Annotated in this window: 15 protein-coding genes; 5 read left to right on the plus strand and 10 right to left on the minus strand. The window is 70.9% G+C overall.

What is annotated here, in order from left to right:
• Window positions 1-30: 30 nt before the first annotated feature.
• The gene (locus tag ABD908_RS11790) at window positions 31-633 is read right to left on the minus strand and encodes a TetR/AcrR family transcriptional regulator (protein WP_344995532.1); all 603 of its coding nucleotides are present in this window, start codon (window positions 631-633) and stop codon (window positions 31-33) included.
• A 128-nt stretch (window positions 634-761) separates the two neighbouring features.
• On the opposite strand from ABD908_RS11790, the gene ABD908_RS11795 reads away from it, so the two are divergent.
• The 4 genes from ABD908_RS11795 (at window position 762) to ABD908_RS11810 (ending at window position 5,870) form a co-directional block, all read left to right on the plus strand.
• The gene (locus ABD908_RS11795) at window positions 762-2,000 is read left to right on the plus strand and encodes a cytochrome P450 (RefSeq protein ID WP_344995535.1); all 1,239 of its coding nucleotides are present in this window, start codon (window positions 762-764) and stop codon (window positions 1,998-2,000) included.
• Window positions 1,997-2,974, plus strand: coding sequence for a PDR/VanB family oxidoreductase (locus ABD908_RS11800; protein ID WP_344995538.1), 978 nt, complete (start codon window positions 1,997-1,999; stop codon window positions 2,972-2,974). The genes ABD908_RS11795 and ABD908_RS11800 overlap by 4 nt, the downstream gene beginning before the upstream one ends.
• Entirely contained in the window at window positions 2,971-4,005 is a 1,035-nt protein-coding gene (locus ABD908_RS11805; RefSeq protein ID WP_344995540.1) for a Rieske 2Fe-2S domain-containing protein, read from the plus strand. Before ABD908_RS11800 ends, ABD908_RS11805 begins: the two co-directional genes overlap by 4 nt.
• A gap of 110 nt (window positions 4,006-4,115) precedes the next feature.
• Entirely contained in the window at window positions 4,116-5,870 is a 1,755-nt protein-coding gene (locus ABD908_RS11810) for an FAD-dependent oxidoreductase (protein WP_344995544.1), read from the plus strand.
• A 156-nt stretch (window positions 5,871-6,026) separates the two neighbouring features.
• On the opposite strand, the gene ABD908_RS11815 is transcribed toward ABD908_RS11810, so the two are convergent.
• The 5 genes from ABD908_RS11815 to ABD908_RS11835 all read right to left on the minus strand — a co-directional run bounded on the left by ABD908_RS11815 (window position 6,027) and on the right by ABD908_RS11835 (window position 12,136).
• Window positions 6,027-6,224, minus strand: a complete 198-nt coding sequence (locus ABD908_RS11815; RefSeq protein WP_344995547.1) for a hypothetical protein — start codon at window positions 6,222-6,224, stop codon at window positions 6,027-6,029.
• Window positions 6,225-6,251: 27 nt separating this feature from the next.
• On the minus strand, window positions 6,252-6,614 hold the full coding sequence (locus tag ABD908_RS11820) for a gamma-glutamylcyclotransferase family protein (RefSeq protein WP_344995550.1): 363 nt from the start codon (window positions 6,612-6,614) through the stop codon (window positions 6,252-6,254).
• Window positions 6,611-7,285 (minus strand): regulatory protein RecX, encoded by a 675-nt coding sequence (locus ABD908_RS11825; protein WP_344995553.1) that lies wholly within the window; start codon window positions 7,283-7,285, stop codon window positions 6,611-6,613. Before ABD908_RS11825 ends, ABD908_RS11820 begins: the two co-directional genes overlap by 4 nt.
• Complete coding sequence (gene recA / locus ABD908_RS11830) at window positions 7,285-8,331, minus strand: recombinase RecA (protein ID WP_344995556.1); 1,047 nt, start codon at window positions 8,329-8,331, stop codon at window positions 7,285-7,287. The genes ABD908_RS11825 and recA overlap by 1 nt, the downstream gene beginning before the upstream one ends.
• A gap of 214 nt (window positions 8,332-8,545) precedes the next feature.
• On the minus strand, window positions 8,546-12,136 hold the full coding sequence (locus ABD908_RS11835) for an indolepyruvate ferredoxin oxidoreductase family protein (protein ID WP_344995559.1): 3,591 nt from the start codon (window positions 12,134-12,136) through the stop codon (window positions 8,546-8,548).
• A gap of 194 nt (window positions 12,137-12,330) precedes the next feature.
• On the opposite strand from ABD908_RS11835, the gene ABD908_RS11840 reads away from it, so the two are divergent.
• Entirely contained in the window at window positions 12,331-15,594 is a 3,264-nt protein-coding gene (locus ABD908_RS11840; RefSeq protein ID WP_344995562.1) for an arabinosyltransferase domain-containing protein, read from the plus strand.
• 12 nt (window positions 15,595-15,606) lie between these two features.
• On the opposite strand, the gene ABD908_RS11845 is transcribed toward ABD908_RS11840, so the two are convergent.
• The 4 genes from ABD908_RS11845 to pspM all read right to left on the minus strand — a co-directional run.
• Complete coding sequence (locus ABD908_RS11845; protein ID WP_344995565.1) at window positions 15,607-15,798, minus strand: DUF3046 domain-containing protein; 192 nt, start codon at window positions 15,796-15,798, stop codon at window positions 15,607-15,609.
• 39 nt (window positions 15,799-15,837) lie between these two features.
• A complete protein-coding gene (locus tag ABD908_RS11850) occupies window positions 15,838-16,995 on the minus strand; it encodes a glycosyltransferase (RefSeq protein WP_344995568.1) in 1,158 nt (385 codons plus the stop codon).
• A gap of 34 nt (window positions 16,996-17,029) precedes the next feature.
• Window positions 17,030-17,194, minus strand: coding sequence for a hypothetical protein (locus ABD908_RS11855; protein WP_344995571.1), 165 nt, complete (start codon window positions 17,192-17,194; stop codon window positions 17,030-17,032).
• Between the two features lie 133 nt (window positions 17,195-17,327).
• Window positions 17,328-18,036, minus strand: a 709-nt coding sequence (gene pspM / locus ABD908_RS11860) for a phage shock envelope stress response protein PspM (RefSeq protein ID WP_344995574.1), incomplete at its 5' end; no start/stop codon positions are given.

Raw genomic sequence — 18,036 nt, forward strand, 5'->3', positions numbered from 1 at the left:
ACCCCGGCCGGCGCCGGGGACACCTCCCGGCTACCCGGGCGCGGCGGCGAGGCCCGCGACCACCTGCCGGATCTGCGCGACGGCATCGTCGACCGAGCCCCGCGGCTGCAGCAGATGACTCAACGTGAGCCGGACGAACACCTCGTCGAGAACCCGCGCGAGCGGGGGTGCGACGATGTCGCCGTACTGCGCCCGCAGCGCACCCGACACCGAGTCGATCGCGCGCCCGAGCACCGGCTCGGGCTCCGCGGTCACCAGCGGCAGCAGTCCGTCCTCGGATCGGTGCTCGCCCGCCAGGATGGTGCGCAGCAGGGTGTTGTCGCCGCCCTCCACCAACGTGAACCGCGCAGCGGCCGCGAGTCCGTCGACCGGGTCGTCGGGATTGTCCGCGAGCACGCCGACGATCCCCTCCAGGAAGTGGTCCGTCTCGTGCTCGATGAGTGCGGTCGCGAGGTCCTGCCGGTTCCCGATCTCGTTGTACAGCGCGGGACGGCTGACGCCGACGCGGCGCGCGACCTGGGACATGTTGACCGCACTCCAGCCGCTCGCGACCACCAGCTCGCGCGCGGCGTCGAGGATCCGCTCGCGCAGCAGTAGGCGCATCTCGACCTGGAAGCTCACCTGCTCTGACACCAGGCCAGAATACATCTCCAGAGTTTTCGTCGCAGTCTTGACACTTTTGGCAAATGTGTATTGACTGTTATCACTCAGCCGATTCGTGAAACACGTCACCAGCCCACCGCCAGCCCGAGGAGTCACGGATGACCACCGCAGCCACGGAATCCGATCTGACCAGCATCGACCTCGCCGACCCCGCACTGTGGCAGGGCGGTCCGCCGTACGAGCTCTTCGCCCGTCTCCGCAGCGAGCACCCGGTGCACTTCAGCCCGCAACGTGGCGCTCCCGAAGAGGGCGGATTCTGGTCCATCACCCGCGCCGAGGACGTCCGCGCGGTCAGCCGCGACTACAAGACCTATTCGTCCGAGCTTCGAGGCATCTTCCTGGTGGACGACATCGGCGTGCCGCTCGACATCCAGCGTCTCCAGATGATCTCGATGGACCCGCCCCGCCACGACCGGATCAAGGCACTGGTCAGCAAGGTGTTCACGCCCGACCGGATAGCCGAGCACGAGGGACACATCGATCGGATCGTCTCACATGTGCTCGACGGGGTCGCCGACCGGCGGGAGTGGGACCTGGTCGCCGACGTCGCGCGCCCGGTCCCGGCCCGCGTCATCGGCTCGATGCTGGGCACCCCGCCCGAGGACGACGCGCGGCTGGTGCACTGGACCAACGTGTTCACCGCGTTCGAGGACCCCGAGATCCGGGAGCAGTGGTCCGACACCCAGGCGGTGCTGATGGAGATCGTGGAGTACCTCGGCGGCCAGATCGCGGCGCGCCGGGCCGAGCCGCGCGACGATCTCATCACGGCGATGATGAACGCCGAGGTCGACGGCGAGAAGCTCGACGACATGGAGCTGGCGGTCTTCTTCATCCTGCTCATGTCGGCCGGCAACGACTCGACGCGGTCGGTGTACAGCGCCACCATGCTCGCGCTGCTGCGCAACCCCGATCAGCTGGCGCTGCTGCGCGAACGCCCCGAGCTGATCGAGGCCACCGTCGAGGAGGGACTGCGCTGCTTCCCCGCGTTCGCGTTCATGGGGCGCGCGGCCACCAAGGACGTCGAGCTACGCGGGCAGCACATCAAGGCCGGCGACCGTGTCCTGCTGTGGTACCTCTCGTCGAACCGCGACGCGGAGCTGTTCGAGGACGCCGACCGGTTCGACATCACCCGGGCGGGACTCGAACAGCACCAGGCGTTCGGCGGGCGCGGGCGGCACTTCTGTCTCGGCGCGAACCTGGCCCGCCTCGAGCTCAAGCTGTGGATCCAGCAGACGCTCGAGCGGTTCCCCGACCTCGAGCTCGCCGCCGAGCCGACCCGCGTGGCTTCCCTGTTCCTCAACCAGTACAGCTCGATCCCTGTCCGGCGGGCGTCGTGACCACCGCGGAGGCGCTCGGCCGGGCGACCTTCCGCGAGGTCGAGGCCGATCTGGAGGTAGTGCGCCGCGAGGTGGTCGCGGACGGTGTCGTCGCGCTCACGCTCGCCGCGCCCGACGGTGCCGAGCTGCCGCAGTGGAGCCCTGGCGCACACATCGATCTGCTGCTCCCCGACCTGGTCCGCCAGTACTCGCTGTGCGGCGACACCCGCGACCGGCGGCACTGGAGGATCGGCGTGCTGCTCGATCCGCAGTCGCGCGGCGGATCCCGGTACATCCACGAGCACCTGCGCGAGGGCGCGACGGTCCGGATCCGCGGCCCGCGCAACCACTTCCCCTTCGTCCGGGCGCGGCGCTACCTGTTCGTCGCCGGCGGTATCGGCATCACCCCCCTGCTGCCGATGATCGCGGCCGCCCAGGCGATCGGCGCCGAATGGGAGCTGCACTACGTGGGCCGCTCCCGCGCGTCGATGGGCTTCCTCGACGAGCTCGCCCCGCATGCCGAGCAGGTCACGCTGATCCCGCGCGACGAACGCGACCGACTCGACCTCGACGCGCTGCTCGCGCGGCCCCGTACCGACACTGCCGTGTACTGCTGCGGGCCCGAGCGGCTACTCACGGCCGTCGAGGCGGGCTGCCGGGACCGCGACGGGACCACCGCGCACGTCGAGCGGTTCTCCGCCAAGGTCACGGACGAGCCGGCGCCCGACACCGCGTTCGAGGTGGACTGCCAGCGGTCCGGCGTCACCGTCACCGTGCCCGCCGGGACCAGTATCTACTCCGCCGTGGAGGCCGCCGGGGTCGACGTCCTCGGGTCGTGCATGGAGGGCGTGTGTGGCACCTGCGAGTGCGACGTGCTGGAGGGCGTCGCCGACCACCGCGACTCGGTCCTGTCCGAGTCCGAACGCGAATCCGGCGAGACGATCATGATCTGCGTCTCGCGTGCCCGTTCCGAGAGGCTGGTGTTGGACCTGTGATCGCGAACTACCCCCTGAACACCTGGTACGTCGCCGCGTTCGGCGACGAGCTGGGTGCCGACGGTGTCGTGGCGCGTCGTCTGCTCGGCACGCACGTGGTGCTGTACCGCCGGTCGAATGGCACCGTCGTAGCCCTCGAGGACCGATGCGTGCACCGCGCCTACCCGCTCTCGCGCGGCCACCGCGACGGTGACCTGCTGGTGTGCGGCTACCACGGCTGCGTCTACGACGGCGAGGGGCGGCTGCTGCGCGTGCCGTCGCAGGAGTACGCGCCGTCGAACGCCGCGGTGCGCGCGTACCCGGTCCGCGAGGACGGCGCCTTCGTGTGGATCTGGCTCGGTGACGCGCGCGCCGCCGACCTGCGCCCGGTGCCGAACTCGCCCTGGAACCTCGACGCCGGCTATGCCGACACCCGCGAGACCTTCCGTGTCGAGGCCAACTACCTCCTACTGCACGAGCACTACCTCGACCTGACGAACGTCTTCCTGATGTATCCGGAAGCCGCGCCGCCCGGCATCGAGGCGCTGCCCCAACTCGACGAGGTACACGTGTCGGAGCTGTCGGTCGCCTACGCCCGCACGCTGCCGCGCGCCACGCTCGCCGAGTGGGAGGCCGAGGCCACCGGCCTGCCCGCCGAGACCTCGTGCGATCGCGTCGAGGAGGGCGCCTTCGTCTCCCCCGGCCTGCACGCACAGCGGTACGTGATCATCCCCGTCGAGGGCGAACGCGCGTATCGCCTGGTGCGGTTGCAGGGGTTCACGCCAGAGACCGACACCGCGACGCACGTCTTCCTGCAGCTCGCCCGCGACTACGAGACCCGGCGCGGCATCGTCGCCGACTACCTGCGGGCGATGTTCCACCGCATGGCCGCCCGCGACGTCGAGGTGCTCGAGGCCGTCCAGTCCCGGCTCGACGACGACCTGTTGCCGCGGCGCGATGTGAACGTCAAGGCCGACCGCGCCGCCGTTCGTGCACGGCGCATCGCCCAGTCCATGGTCGAGGAGGAGGCCGGGCTCCCGGTGTTCGACTGACACCGCCCGCCCGGCTGACGCCCGATCGCCCGCCGCGACGTGACCTGCACCGCCCCGGGTCGCGATCCTGTAGACCATCCCCCGTTCAGCCCCCCAGAGAGGGATCTTCCATGACCGACCCCCACAGCCCTGCGCCGAACACCGACTACGACGTGATCGTGGTCGGCTCCGGATTCGGTGGCAGCGTCACCGCGCTGCGCCTCACCGAGAAGGGATACCGCGTCGGCGTGCTCGAAGCCGGCCGCCGGTTCACCGACGAGGAGTTCGCCAAGACCAGCTGGGACGTGAAGAAGTTCGTCTGGGCGCCCGCGCTCGGCGCGTACGGCGTCCAGCGCATCCACCTGCTCCGCGACTGCGTCATCCTGGCCGGCGCCGGCGTGGGTGGCGGCTCGCTGAACTACGCCAATACGCTGTACAAGCCGCCGGCACCGTTCTTCAACGATCCCCAGTGGTCCGGCATCACCGACTGGTTCGACGAGCTGTCGCCGTACTACGACCAGGCGCGGCGGATGCTGGGCGTGGTGCAGAACCCGCACATGACGCCGTCCGACGAGATCATCAAGTCGGTCGCCGACGAGATGGGCGTGGGTGACACGTTCATCCAGACACCGGTCGGCGTGTACTTCGGCGAGCCCGGGAAGACGGTGCCCGACCCGTTCTTCGGCGGGGCGGGCCCGGACCGCACCGGCTGCATCGAGTGCGGCGAGTGCATGACCGGCTGCCGGCACGGCGCCAAGAACACCCTGCTGAAGAACTATCTCGCGCTCGCCGAGAAGGGTGGCGCGGAGATCCTGCCGATGACGACGGTGACCTCCCTGAGCGAGCGCCCCGACGGGGTCTGGGAGGTGTCCACCAAGCGGACCGGGTCCCGATCGAAGCGCAGGCGCCGCACCCTGACCGCGCAGCACGTGGTGCTGGCCGCCGGCACCTGGGGCACGCAGAATCTGCTGCATTCACTCAAGGACGACGGCTCGCTGCCCGCGTTGTCCAACCGGCTCGGCACCCTGACCCGTACCAACTCCGAGTCCATCCTGTCGGCGATCCGCTACTCCGTCGACAAGGACCTCGACCTGACCCGCGGCGTCGCGATCACGTCGTCGTTCTACCCCAGCCCGGACACCCACGTCGAGCCCGTGCGGTACGGCAAGGGCTCCAACGCGATGGGCATGCTGCAGACGCTCATGACCGACGGTGGCGGCACCGCGCCGCGTTGGCTGCGGTTCGCCGGCACCGCAGCGCGGCATCCGGTGAACCTGGCGCGCGTGCTCTTCGTGAAGGGCTGGAGCGAGCGCACGGTGATCGCCCTGGTCATGCAGTCGCTCGACAACTCGATCACGACGTTCACCAAGAGCGGCCTGCGCGGCCGGCACCTGTCCAGCCGGCAGGGCCACGGCGAGCCCAACCCGACGTGGATCCCGCTCGGCAACGAGGCCACGCGACGGATCGCCGAGAAGGTCGACGGCGTGCCGGCCGGCACCTGGGGTGAGGTGTTCAACATCCCCATGACGGCGCACTTCCTCGGCGGCTGCGCGATCGGCGCCGACCGCGACAGCGGCGTGATCGACGCCTACCACCGGGTGTACGGCTACCCGACGCTGAGCGTCGTCGACGGCTCCTCGGTGTCCGCGAACCTCGGCGTGAACCCGTCGCTGACGATCACCGCGCAGGCGGAGCGCGCCGCGGCCCTGTGGCCCAACAAGGGCGAGGCCGACAACCGCGCTCCCCAGGCCGAGGGCTACCGCCGCATCTCGCCTGTCCCGCCCGTCGCACCGATCGTCCCTGCCGACGCGCCCGGTGCGCTCCGCCTCCCGATCGTCCAGATCACCAACAACGGGACGGTGCCGCGCCGGCGAGAGTCGGCGTAGCGCGACCGAGTCCACCCGGCGCGGCCCGCGCCGGATCCAGCGGCGGCCGACAGAACCGTCGGCTGTCCGCGCCGGGGGCGGCGCCGCTCGCGTACCTCACCACGTGGGCGGCGCCGTACACCGATCAACTCGTCGGTGTCGGCGTCCGCTCGGCGCTCACCGCACCGAGCAGTCCTCGGTCGACACGGAGAATCCGTGCTCGCCGATGTTGCAGATCACGCCCGCCTCGGTCGCGGTGGTGTTGTCGCGATCGCAGGCTCCGGCTGACGCTGCAACTGCCAACGACACCACACACGCGGTGCCTGCCGACCGGCCGCGCCGATGCGCCGTCCCGGGGTGCACGGAGAGGCTCACATCTGGAGCGTACGTCGGGAGGGCGACCTAGCAGTCCCGCGCCGGCTCATCGCCCGGCGCGTCGAGCACGTACACCCAGGCCGTGCGCCCCGACCGCAACGGGAACCCGCGACGGACGTACGCGTCGACCTCGTAGTCGTCAGCCGCCGTCAGCTGGGCGTCGGTGACCTCGAAAACGGTGCCCACGACTTCGGCAGTCGCGGCGCCCGGGACGAGGACCGGATGGACCGCGGCCCCGCTGAGTGCCACCACCTCCGGATCCTCGATGGTCAGTTGCTCCACCACGAAACCGACCACCGCGTCCGGTGTACCCGCGATCGGGCCGCCGAACACCTCGGCCTGCACGGCGGGCAGCTGCAGCGTGCCGTACGAGAACAGCAGATGCGTCACAGGGCCTCCTCCATCGCGTCCCCCGCCTGCGTCGCATCTCCCGTGTCCTCCACCGCAGCGCGGATCCGGTCCAGCACCACCGACAGGGCGAGCGACGGGTGGTAGCCGCGGCGGCCGAGCATGCCGACGAGGCGCTGCACCAGCCGGTCGCGCTCGACCCGGTCGGCTGGCACGACCTGCCGCGCCAGCTTCCGCTCGACCAGCTCGGCGGCGCGCTCCCGCTCGTCGTCGCGGCTCACCTGATCGAGCGCCTCCGCGGCGGCCGCGCCGCCGACCCCCTTGCGCTGCAACTCCATAGCGAGCGCCCGCCGGCCGCGACCGGCGTACCTGTGCCGCGACTCGACCCAGCGCTGCGCGAACGCCGCGTCGTCGACGAGACCCGCGTGCACGAACTTCGCCAGCACGCGCTCGGCCAGATCCTCGTCGAACCCGCGCTTGGCCAGCTTGGTCCGCAACTCCGCGGTGGAGTGGTCACGGGCGGCGAGGGCCCGGTAGATCAGGTCTCGCGCCTGCCCCTCCCGGCGCACCGTCTCTCCCGGATCCAGAGGTTCCGAATCGGGAACGACCTCGGAATCCAGATCAGCCACCGACCGATCCGGCGCGGCGACCGAGAGGTCCGGCGCGGCCTCGCCGACGGGCTCGAAGCGCCCGCCGGCCGCCACGATGTGCATCAGAACTCGACGGGCGCCGGGGCGATCTCGTCCTCGTCGGCCGTCACGTCCGCGCCCACACCGAGCTTCTCCTTGATCCGCTTCTCGATCTCGTCGCGGACGTCGGTGTTCTCCAGCAGGAACTTACGAGCGTTCTCCTTGCCCTGGCCGAGCTGGTCACCGTCGTAGGTGTACCAGGAACCGGACTTGCGGATGAAGCCCTCGGCGACACCCATGTCGATGATCGACCCCTCCTTGCTGATGCCGACGCCGTAGATGATGTCGAACTCGGCCTGCTTGAACGGCGGAGACACCTTGTTCTTGACCACCTTGACGCGGGTGCGGTTGCCCACCGCGTCGGCCCCGTCCTTGAGGGTCTCGATGCGCCGCACGTCGAGGCGCACCGACGAGTAGAACTTGAGCGCCTTACCACCGGTGGTGGTCTCCGGCGAGCCGAACATGACGCCGATCTTCTCGCGCAGCTGGTTGATGAAGATCGCCGTGGTGCCCGAGTTGTTCAGCGCGCCGGTCATCTTCCGCAGCGCCTGACTCATGAGCCGGGCCTGCAGCCCGACGTGGCTGTCACCCATCTCGCCCTCGATCTCGGCCTTCGGCACCAGCGCCGCCACCGAGTCGATGACCAGGATGTCCAGGGCACCCGAGCGGATCAGCATGTCCGCGATCTCCAACGCCTGCTCGCCGGTGTCCGGCTGGGACACCAGCAGGGCGTCCGTGTCGACACCCAGCTTCGCCGCGTAGTCGGGGTCGAGTGCGTGCTCGGCGTCGATGAACGCCGCGATCCCGCCGTTGGCCTGGGCGTTGGCGACAGCGTGCAGTGCCACCGTCGTCTTACCCGACGACTCCGGGCCGTAGATCTCGACGACCCGGCCCCGGGGCAGTCCGCCGATGCCGAGCGCCACGTCGAGCGCGATCGACCCCGTGGGGATCACCGAGATCGGCTGCCGCACCTCGTCACCGAGGCGCATCACCGAACCCTTGCCGTAGTTCTTGTCGATCTGCTGCAGGGCTAGTTCGAGCGCCTTGTCGCGATCCGCCGCAGGTGCCATGGTGGTTCTCCGCTCTGGGTAGTTCTCTGTGGAGGGAGCGGCTTCCGCCGACCCTTCCGTGTCTGTTGTCGCTGACGCTAGACCACCCCTACGACAGGTTTCTCGCGTACGAACACGCCCCACTGTAGACGAATGCTCGTTCGACTCAAGCCGCCACGCCGAGACGGCGAGCGGCCGGCGCGAGTCGCGCCGGCCGCCACGGCTGTGAGGCGGGTTACCAGCCCAGCCGCGCCCGCTGCGCGGCGACCTCGTCGCGGTACTGCGCGACGTTGGCCATCTTGACGCCCTCGTAGCCGCGGACCACGTCCGGCAGCTCCGCAAGCATCACGACGGCGTCGACCTCGCCGGAGCCGGTCCCCGCGAGGTGCGCGACCATCGCATCGATCAGCCCGCGGTACTCCTCCACCAGCGCGCGTTCGGTGCGTCGGACCTCCGTGCGCCCGAACGGGTCCAGCATGGTCCCGCGCAGCCGCTTCATCCGCGCCAGGCCCCGCATGCCGGGTGCGGCCCACTCGCCCAGAGCCAGCTTGTTCTTCATTCCCAGCTCGCGCAGCGTCGGCGGGTGCAGACGGATCGCCTTCTTGGCGTCGGCGCCGAACTGGTCGGCCACCCGCGCCGCGAACTCCGCGTCCTGCGTCAGCCGGGCCACCTCGTACTCGTCCTTGTAGGCCATCAGCTTGAACAGATTGCGCGCGACCGCGGCCGTGACCCGCTCACCGTCGCCGCGCCCGGCACCGTCGGACCCCGCTGTGCGCTCGGCGCGCAATACCCGTGCGACGTCGTCGAAGTAGCGGCGCGCATACGCCTGGCTCTGGTAGGCGACGAGCTCGTCGAGCCGGCCCGCCACGAGATGACGAAGGCCGTCGGACGCCCCGTCGAGCCGGCCCGTGAGGTCGGTTGCGAACGCCGACAGCGGCGCCGGCGCCGGCGTCGCGTGCACGACCTCGATCGCGACGGTGATGGCGGCCGGGTCGGCCACCGCCTGGCGGCCGCGGCGGAACGCCTGCAGGTTCTTCTCCACCGCCACGCCGTTGAGCTCGATGGCGTGCTCGATCGACTCCGCCGAGACAGGCAGTGCACCGGTCTGGTACGCGGCGCCCACCATCAGCATGTTCGAGTACTGCTCGTCGCCGAGCAGCCGCTCGGACAGCATGCCGGGGTCGAGGTACACCGACCGCAGCGACGCCTGATCGATGGCGTCGTGGATCCGCGTGGTGTCGGGATACCCCACCGCGGTGTCGATCACCATCGCGCCGGTGGGGATCTGCGTGGTGGACACGACCGATGTGGTGCGTTCGGGCGAGGCCACCTTGAGGTTGACGGGGTCGACGCCGACCAGCCCGTCGCACGAGAGGTACAGGTCGCAGTCGCCCGACGCGACCTTCGCCGCCTGGTCGACGGGCTCCGGCGACACCTTGATGTCGCTGACCACGGCGCCGCCCTTCTGCGCCATGCCCGTCATGTCCACGGTGCGCGCGACGTTGCCATCCAGCACCGCGGCCGTGGCGAGTACCTGGGACACCGTGACGACACCCGTGCCGCCGATGCCGGTGACGCGAACGGTGAAGCCGGCCCGATCACGACGTGCGGCGACGGGCGGCGGCACCTCGTCGGCGCCGATCGGCTGCGCGGCCCGGCGTACCCGGCCTGCGCCCGGGGTGACGCTCACGAACGACGGGCAGTCGCCTTCGAGACAGGAGAAGTCGAGATTGCACGAACTCTGGTCGATGCGCGTCTTGCGCCCGAACTCGGTCTCGACGGGGTGCACCGACAGGCAGTTGCTCTTCTTCCCGCAGTCGCCGCAGCCCTCGCAGATGCGCTCGTTGATCATGACGCGCTGCGCGGGCGTCGGATAGGTGCCGCGCTTGCGCATGCGTCGCTTCTCGGCGGCACAGTGCTGGTCGTGGATGAGGACGGTGACACCGTCGATCTCGGCGAGCTCGCGCTGTACATCGAGCATGTCGTCCCGTCGGCGCACCTCGACCCCCTTCGGCATGCCCAGCCGTCGCGTCCGCTTCGGGTCGTCGGTGGTGACGACGATCTTGGCGACCCGCTCGGCCTGTAGCAGCCGCGTGATCTCGGGCAGCGACATCTGACCGACGGGGTCCTGCCCGCCGGTCATGGCGACGGTGCCGTTGAACAGCAGCTTGTACGTGATGCGCTCCCCTGACGCGACCGCCGCGCGCAGCGCCAGCGAGCCGGAGTGCATGAACGTACCGTCGCCGATGTTCTGCACGAAGTGCTGCTGCTCGAGGAAGGGCGCCATGCCCAGCCACTGCGCACCCTCGCCACCCATCTGGGTGAGGCCGATCACGTTGCCCACCTGCTGCGGATCCATCAGAACCGCCATCACATGGCAGCCGATACCGGCGCCGACGAGGGTGTCACTCTCCACATCTACCTTGGTGGAGCTGTTGTGCGGGCAGCCACTGCAGAAGTACGGGCTGCGCACGGCCAGGGGAAGCTCGATACGGGTGCGCTGACGCGCCCTGCCGTCGAGCCAGGCACGCGCCGCCGGGACGCTGTGGGCGCGCGCGAGCCGCGAAGCCAGGCCACGAGCGACGGCGTCGACGTCGAGTTCCCCGAACCGGGAGAACAGCGTGGAGCCGTCCTCGTTGGTCTTGCCGACGATGTTCGGCGCACCCGGGTGCCGATACAGGATGTCGCGCATCATCGTTTCGAGGAAGTCGCGCTTCTCCTCGACCACGATCACCTCGTCGAGGCCGGCGATGAACTCGCGCATGATCTGCCGCTCGAACGGGTACACCATGCCCATCTTGAGGATGCGGATGCCCAGGCGGCTCAGGTCCGCGTCGGTGATACCGATCAGCCGCAGCCCCTCGCGGACGTCCAGGTAGGTCTTGCCGGCGGCGACGATGCCGATACGGTCGTCGGACGAACGCACCGTGATCCGGTTGAGCTTGTTGATCCGCGCGTACTCGGTGGCGCGCGGCATGCGGACCGTGAGCTGGTTCTGTTCGAGCTCCATGAGGCTGCCGCCGAGCAGCCGGCCGCTCGGTACGTGCGGGCTGGTGCCCATGTCGCCGTACACCGGCAGGATGCGGTCGGGGTGCACATCGGCGGTGGACGCGCCGTCGGCGACATGTGCCGAGATCTTCAACGACGTCCACAGGCCGGAGACGCGCGACATGATCGCGGCGTGCACCCCCAGATCGAGGATGTCCTGCGAGTCGGCCGGGTACAGGATCGGCATGTAGAGGTCGGCGAGGGCCATCTCGGACGCGGCCGGCACGGACGAACTCTTGGCGCCCGGGTCGTCGCCGACCAACGCGACCGCCCCACCGCGCGGGTGGGTCCCGATGAGGTTCGCGTGGCGCAGCGCATCGGAGGCGCGGTCGAGCCCCGGGGCCTTGCCGTACCAGTAGCCGACGACGCCGTCGTATCCGTGCGCGAGGTCCCCGACCTTGGCGGCGAGCTGCGAGCCCATCACGGAGGTGGCGGCGATCTCCTCGTTGAGCCCGGGGCGGTGGACGATGCCGTAGTCACGCAGGTATCGGCTGCGCTTGGCGATCTCGATGTCGTAGCCGGCCAGCGGCGAGCCCTCGTAGCCGGAGATCAGCGAGGCTGTGGTGAGGTTCTGCCGGCGGTCGAGGCGGGCGCGGTCGCGGACCATGCGCACCAGGGCCTGGATGCCGGTGAGATAGACGGTGCCCTCTTCCCGGGTGTACCGGTCGTCGAGCGAGAACGACTGCACTGCGGCGGACTGCCCGCCGCGCGGATCCTGGTCGTGTCGACCCGCGGGATGTGCGGTCACGCCGAGCGGCGGATTGGAGTCAAGGGTCACGGAAACCACCTGGCCTTCTCTTCGTGTCGCCGGCCCGGGGGTGGTGGGCGGAGACTTCAGTTATGTCGGTGGTCACATCATAACTCCGCGATGAGACCGATCACGTCCCACCGCGAGCGGTCCGCCGGCGCGGTCTCGGCCGTCGCGGCGCGGGCTGCGGGGACCTGTCGGACGCGGCCGATACCCTGCTAGCCGTGAACACTCCAGCCGCGCGGCGACCCGACCGAACTCCTCTGGTACGGATCATCGCGGTCGTCACCGGCCTCATCGGATTGGTCCTCGCGCTGCTCACGCCGCTGCTGCCGGTCCGGCAGACGACGGTCGCGATCGACTGGCCGCAGGCGGGGCGCTTCGCGCCGGTCAGTGCGCCGCTCGTGCAGTACCGACCGCAGGACCTCACCGCGCACATCCCATGCGCATTGCTGGCGTCGGCACCCGCCGACCAGGAGACCGCGGTGTTCTCGACGCTGCCCGCCGCGGCCGGCGACTCGGCGCAGGCGGCGGGGCTGTTCGTCACCGTCGACGGGCGCTCGGTCACCGTCCGCAGCCGCGGCAGCCTGGTGGTGACCGTGCCGCGCGCCGAGGCGGCCCACTGCACGACGCTGACGGTGTCGGCGACGGCGCAGCGCGTGACGGCGACCTTCACCGGCATCCCGAACGGGAGTGGATCGCTCACGAACGGCGACTACCGCCCGCAGGTGGTGGGGCTGTTCTCAGACCTCGCCACAGGTGGCGCCGCTCCGGCCGGACTCTCCGCGCACGTCACCGTCGACTCCCGGTACTCGACGACGCCGACGCTGCTCAAGGGCCTCGCGATGATCCTCGGAGCGCTCGCGGTGGTCGTCTCGATCGTGGCCCTCGCGGTCCTCGACCGCGGTGACGGCCGTCGGGCCCGGCGCGTGATCCCCGGCCACTGGCTGCATGTGGGCCTCGCCGACGCCGTGGTGGTGGGCGCCCTGTTGATCTGGCACATCGTGGGTGCACCGACATCCGACGACGGCTACATCCTCGGGATGGCCAAGGCGTCGCTGCACTCCGGCTACATGCCCGAGGTGTTCCGCTACTACGACGCGCCCTATGCGCCGTTCGGGATGCCCTACTACCTGGTCTCGTGGATGACCGAGCTGTCGGTCTCCAGCCCCTGGCTCAGGCTGCCCACGCTCGTGGCGGCGATCGCGACCTGGCTGCTGCTCTCCCGCGAAGTGCTCCCCCGGCTGGGCCTGTCGCGGCGCCGCGATCGCCGCGACTACCACCGTGCGCTGTGGGCGACCGCGGCGGTGTTCCTCCTGTTCTGGCTCACCTACAACCCCGGCCTGCGGCCCGAACCGATCGTGGCGTTCGGCACCGTGGTCACCTGGTGCTGCGTCGAGCGGTCGGTCGCGACGCGACGCCTGGCACCGGCCGCCGTGGGCCTGGTGGTGGCCGGGCTCACACTGTCCGCGGCGCCGACCGGCAGCTTCGCGTTCGCGGTGTTCGTGGTCGCGGCCCGCCCACTGTGGGCGGCGCTGGCCGGCCGCGTGCGCGCGGCCTCGGTCGCGGGCAGTGCCGGCTCCCGGACGCTCGGCTACGCCGCGGAGCTCGCCCCCCTTCTGGCTGCCGCGTCGGCCGTGCTGCTGCTGATCTTCGCCGACCACAGCCTGCGCGAGATGCTGCAGTCGACGCACCTGTTGTCGCAGGTGGGTCCGAGCGAGCCGTGGTTCAAGGAGATCCAGCGCTACGACGCGCTGCTGCAGGCCAACCCCAACGGGTCGATCGCGCGGCGGTTCGCGATGTTCGCGATGTTCGCGTCCGTGGGCGCGGTGCTCGTGGTGCTGCTGCGCCGGCGCCGGATCCCGGGTATCGCGAGCGGTCCGGCGCTGCGGGTGGCGTCGGTGATCCTGATGTCGCTGCTACTGATGATGTTCAACCCCACCAAGTGGACCCATCACTTCGGTGCATTCGCGGGCTTCGGCGCAATGATCGCGGCCGTCGCGGTGGTGGCCGTCGGGCCGCGGGCGATCCGCACCGCCCGCTATCGCGTGGCGTTCCTCGCCGCGCTGTTCGCGATCCTGGCGCTGTGCTTCGAGTCGACCAACGGGTGGTTCTATCCAGGTAACTACGGCATCCCGTGGGGCGGCGCGGCGCCGACCGTGGCGGGTGTCTCGATCGCGTCGGTGTTCGTGGTGCTGGCCGTGCTCACCACGGTGTGGGCGGTGATCCTGTTGATCCGCGGCGACGGGCCTGCGGTACCGACCATCGTCGCCGACAACCGTCTCGGCCGCGCGGTGGGAGGGGTCCTAGCGCGGCCTGTCGCGGCGCCCCTGACGCTGGCGGCGGCGCTGGTGGTCGCACTGATCGGCGCCTCCAACGTGATGTCGATCATCAATCAATACCCGGCGTACTCGTACGGGCTGCAGAACCTGCGCTCGCTCGCGGGCCACCCGTGCGGCGAGGCCGACGGGGTGCTGGCCGAGCCCGACGCCGATGCGGGCACGCTCACACCGGTCTCGGGGACGCAGAGCTCCGCCCTCGCCGGTGAGCACAACGAGAACTTCACACCCGACGGCGTCGCGACAGACCTCACCGCGACCAACACCAACGCCGACGACGTGGTGCAGACCGGCGACGCCTCGCGCACGGCGGCCAACACCGGCGGCACCGGCGGCGGCACGCTCGCCACGCCGGGAGTCAACGGCAGCACGGCCGCGCTGCCGTTCGGCCTCGACCCCGCGCGGACGCCGGTTCTGGGCAGCCTGCAGACGGGCGACCAGCAGGTCGCGCGTGCCGTGTCGGGCTGGTACCGGCTTCCCGGCTCGTCCGGGAGGCCCCTGGGGGCGGGCAAACTCCTGGTCGTCACGGTCGCCGGCCGCATCGAGTCGGGCGGCTTCGTCGTGGAGTTCGGGCGCGCGGACGGAGCGGGTTTCCGCGCGATCGGCACGGTGACGCCCATCGACATCGGCCCGGCGCCGGCGTGGCGCAACCTGCGGGTTCCCGCAGCGATGGTCCCGAGCCTGGCGACGGTGATGCGGATCCGGGCGACGGTGACGTCACCGTCGGCACACGACTGGGTCGCGTACACGCCGCCGCGCGTACCGCACCTCGAGCCGCTCGGGAAGCTGGTCGGCCGCGACGCCGTGCTGATCGACTGGGGCGCCGGGATCGCGTTCCCCTGCCAGCGGCAGTGGACCGAGTTCGGTGGCATCGCCGAGCAGCCCAAGTGGCGCATCCAGCCGGAGCGCGACCTCGCGGTCGCGGCCACCACCACGTGGGAGGGCGGCAGCGCCGGCGGCCCACTCGGCTGGACGCTGATGTCGGGCAAGCCCGACACCGTCGCGACATATCTCGACAGTGACTGGAGCCGCGAGTGGGGCGCGCTCGAGCGCTACATCCCGTACGTGCCGGACGCGACTCCCGCACATGCCGAGCTCGGCTCGGTCACGAGGTCGGGCATGTGGTCACCGGGGCCGATCGCGCACTGACGGCAGCGGCGCTCACCAACGCTCGCGGGGTACGTCGAACTCGGCACACAGCGCCCGCCAGACATCGCGGGGGTCGACGCCCGCATCGATGGCGGCCTCGCCCGTGCGCCCCAGCGCGGCGAGCCGGTGCTCGGTCATCAGCATCTCGCCTCTGGAGACACCGAACTCGGTGGTGAGAAGTTCGCGAAACTCGGTCAACCGCACGGACCCAGAGTAGTCAGTCGTGGCCACGTGTTCCGACGGCTATGCGAGCGCCGACCGGCATACCGCGACGGGGTCCGCGACCGCGTCGGCGGCCTCGGCAGCGGCGCGGGCGCGCTCCGCGAAGCCCGGGTCCCCGAGTACCCGGCGCACCGCGGCCGCGATCCCGTCGGGTGTAGCAGGCCGTACCAGCACTCCCAGCCCCGCGCGTGCGACGCGGTTCGCGAGCTCCCACTGGTCGCCGCCGCCGGGCACCACCACGACCGGGCGGCCCGCGGTGAGAGCCTTGGTCAGCAGGCCGTGCCCGCCGCCGCACACCACCACGTCGGCCTGCTGCACGAGTAGATCCTGCCGGCCGAATCCGCTTGCCACCCATGGCTCGTCGAATCCAGTGGGGTGCAGGGCCGAGATCGCGACACGAACGGCGCCGCCGAACGCCGCCGGAGTCAGACCTGCGACGACGAGCTCCGCCAGACCCGCGGTGCCGGTGGCCGCGGTCGACGGCGCCACCATCACGAGAGGGCCCGCCCCCTCGGGCACCGGGCAGTGGGCGGCGGTCGGCTCGAGTGTCAGCGGGCCGACCAGGTGGGTGCGCGCCGGCCAGTCGGGCCGGGCCACCTCGAGCGCGGGGATCGTGGCCACTATCCGCGCCCGCGGCCCGGGGTCGGTCGACGGTAGTCCGATCGACGCCCTGGCCGCCCCGCGCTGCCGCGCGCCGGCACGGATGTGGCGTGCCGTCAGGGCCCGCAGGATCGCGTCCCGCAGCCGCCCACCGACACCCTCGCCCGGCGGGAGCCCGGAGCCGATCGGCGGGAGACCGCGAGACGGAAGGTACAGGGGATGCGGGGACAATTCGACCCACGGGATCCCGAGTCGTTCGGCGGCCATCCCGCCGCCCGCGGTGATGATGTCTGAAACCACGAGATCTGGTGCGAGGGAGGATAGTTCCGGATGCAATAGTGCGGCGATGTGCGCCGCCCGCGCGTGGATCTTCTGGCCGGCGTCACCGTCGTCGTCCCCGGGCCGCGGCGACAGGCCCGGTAGCCCGCGGGTGTCGATACCCCGCTCGGTGCCCGTAGCGCCCCACCTCTCGCCGGTGAACACCACGGGTGTATCCCCCGCGGCGGCCAGCGCGGTCGCCAGCGCGAGCGCGGGTAGCGCGTGACCGGCCTCCGGACCGGCGACGATCGCGACGCGCACACCACCTCCCGACCGGGGCGGCGCGCCCCGCCTGCTAGACCGTGGTCTTCTTACCGGACCCCAGCCACTTGACCACGGTCACGATACCGATCACCACCAGTCCCAGTATCGCCAGCGGGAACAGCGCCTTGACCAGGACGCTGACAATGAGGAACGCAAGCCACAACGCCGCGATCACTCCGATGATCTTCCAAAACATCTCCAACACCTTTCGTCGATCCCCGATGTCTCCCATCGTGCGCCCCGATGCTGTGCGAAGTCACCCCGTGACCTGCGATTTCAGGGAGATATCGGGGGGATCCCCGAGTCGGGTGGCCGGTGACACCCGGAGTTCACCAGATCTGTGGGTGGGGCACGGGCGGAAGCGCCGCGATCCCGTACGCCCAGGCCTGCAGTCGATCGGCGGTGTCGCGCAGCTGCGGCACCGCGGCGTCGATGGCATCGGCACCGACCCCCGGCCGCCCGAGGGCCGCACCGTGTGCGGCGGCCACCGTGGCCGCGGCGGACCGCACCATGTCGAGATACGCATCGACGCCCTCGGCGAGGCGCCGCAGCCCGGCGTCGAGCGACGCGCCGAGCACTGGCCCCGACGGCCCCCGGACACCCGCACGCGCGGCCGCCTCCAGGTGCTGGAGCTGCACGGCATAGCGGACGACGGCGTCCGCCGACGAGTCGGCGGCGTCGTCGAGGTCGCGGATCGCCTCGGCGGGGAGGGCCCGGGTGCGGGCGAGGACGGACATCAGGGCGAGGAACTCCTGCTCGGCGTCCGCGAGACGCCGAGCAGGGCCGTACGCCGCCGACGATGTCCGCGGCAGGTCGCGGCGCGCGTATCCGCGGGGCGGTACCGGTGCGGCTTTCAGCCTGCGTAGTCGGCGCGCCGCGACCACGGTCGGGACCGCGAGCACCGCGGTCACCCCCGCTGCGACGGCGCCGAGGTCGGGTGCGGCGGCGGCGAAGCCGGCGGCCGAGACGACGGCGGTCGCGGACACCGACGACGTCCAGCCGGTGGTCCGGCGGCGCGCGCTACGCACGACGCGCAGG

It is taken from the genome of Tsukamurella soli (assembly GCF_039541155.1).
Taxonomy (GTDB): domain Bacteria; phylum Actinomycetota; class Actinomycetes; order Mycobacteriales; family Mycobacteriaceae; genus Tsukamurella; species Tsukamurella soli.

Excerpts from the sequence above, each read along its gene's own strand:
- ABD908_RS11795 (WP_344995535.1), top strand. The coding sequence starts at position 762 with ATGACCACCGCAGCCACGGAATCCGATCTGACCAGCATCGACCTCGCC.
- ABD908_RS11810 (WP_344995544.1), top strand. The coding sequence starts at position 4,116 with ATGACCGACCCCCACAGCCCTGCGCCGAACACCGACTACGACGTGATC.
- ABD908_RS11825 (WP_344995553.1), bottom strand. The coding sequence starts at position 7,285 with ATGCACATCGTGGCGGCCGGCGGGCGCTTCGAGCCCGTCGGCGAGGCC.
- ABD908_RS11855 (WP_344995571.1), bottom strand. The coding sequence starts at position 17,194 with ATGTTTTGGAAGATCATCGGAGTGATCGCGGCGTTGTGGCTTGCGTTC.
- recA (WP_344995556.1), bottom strand. The coding sequence starts at position 8,331 with ATGGCACCTGCGGCGGATCGCGACAAGGCGCTCGAACTAGCCCTGCAG.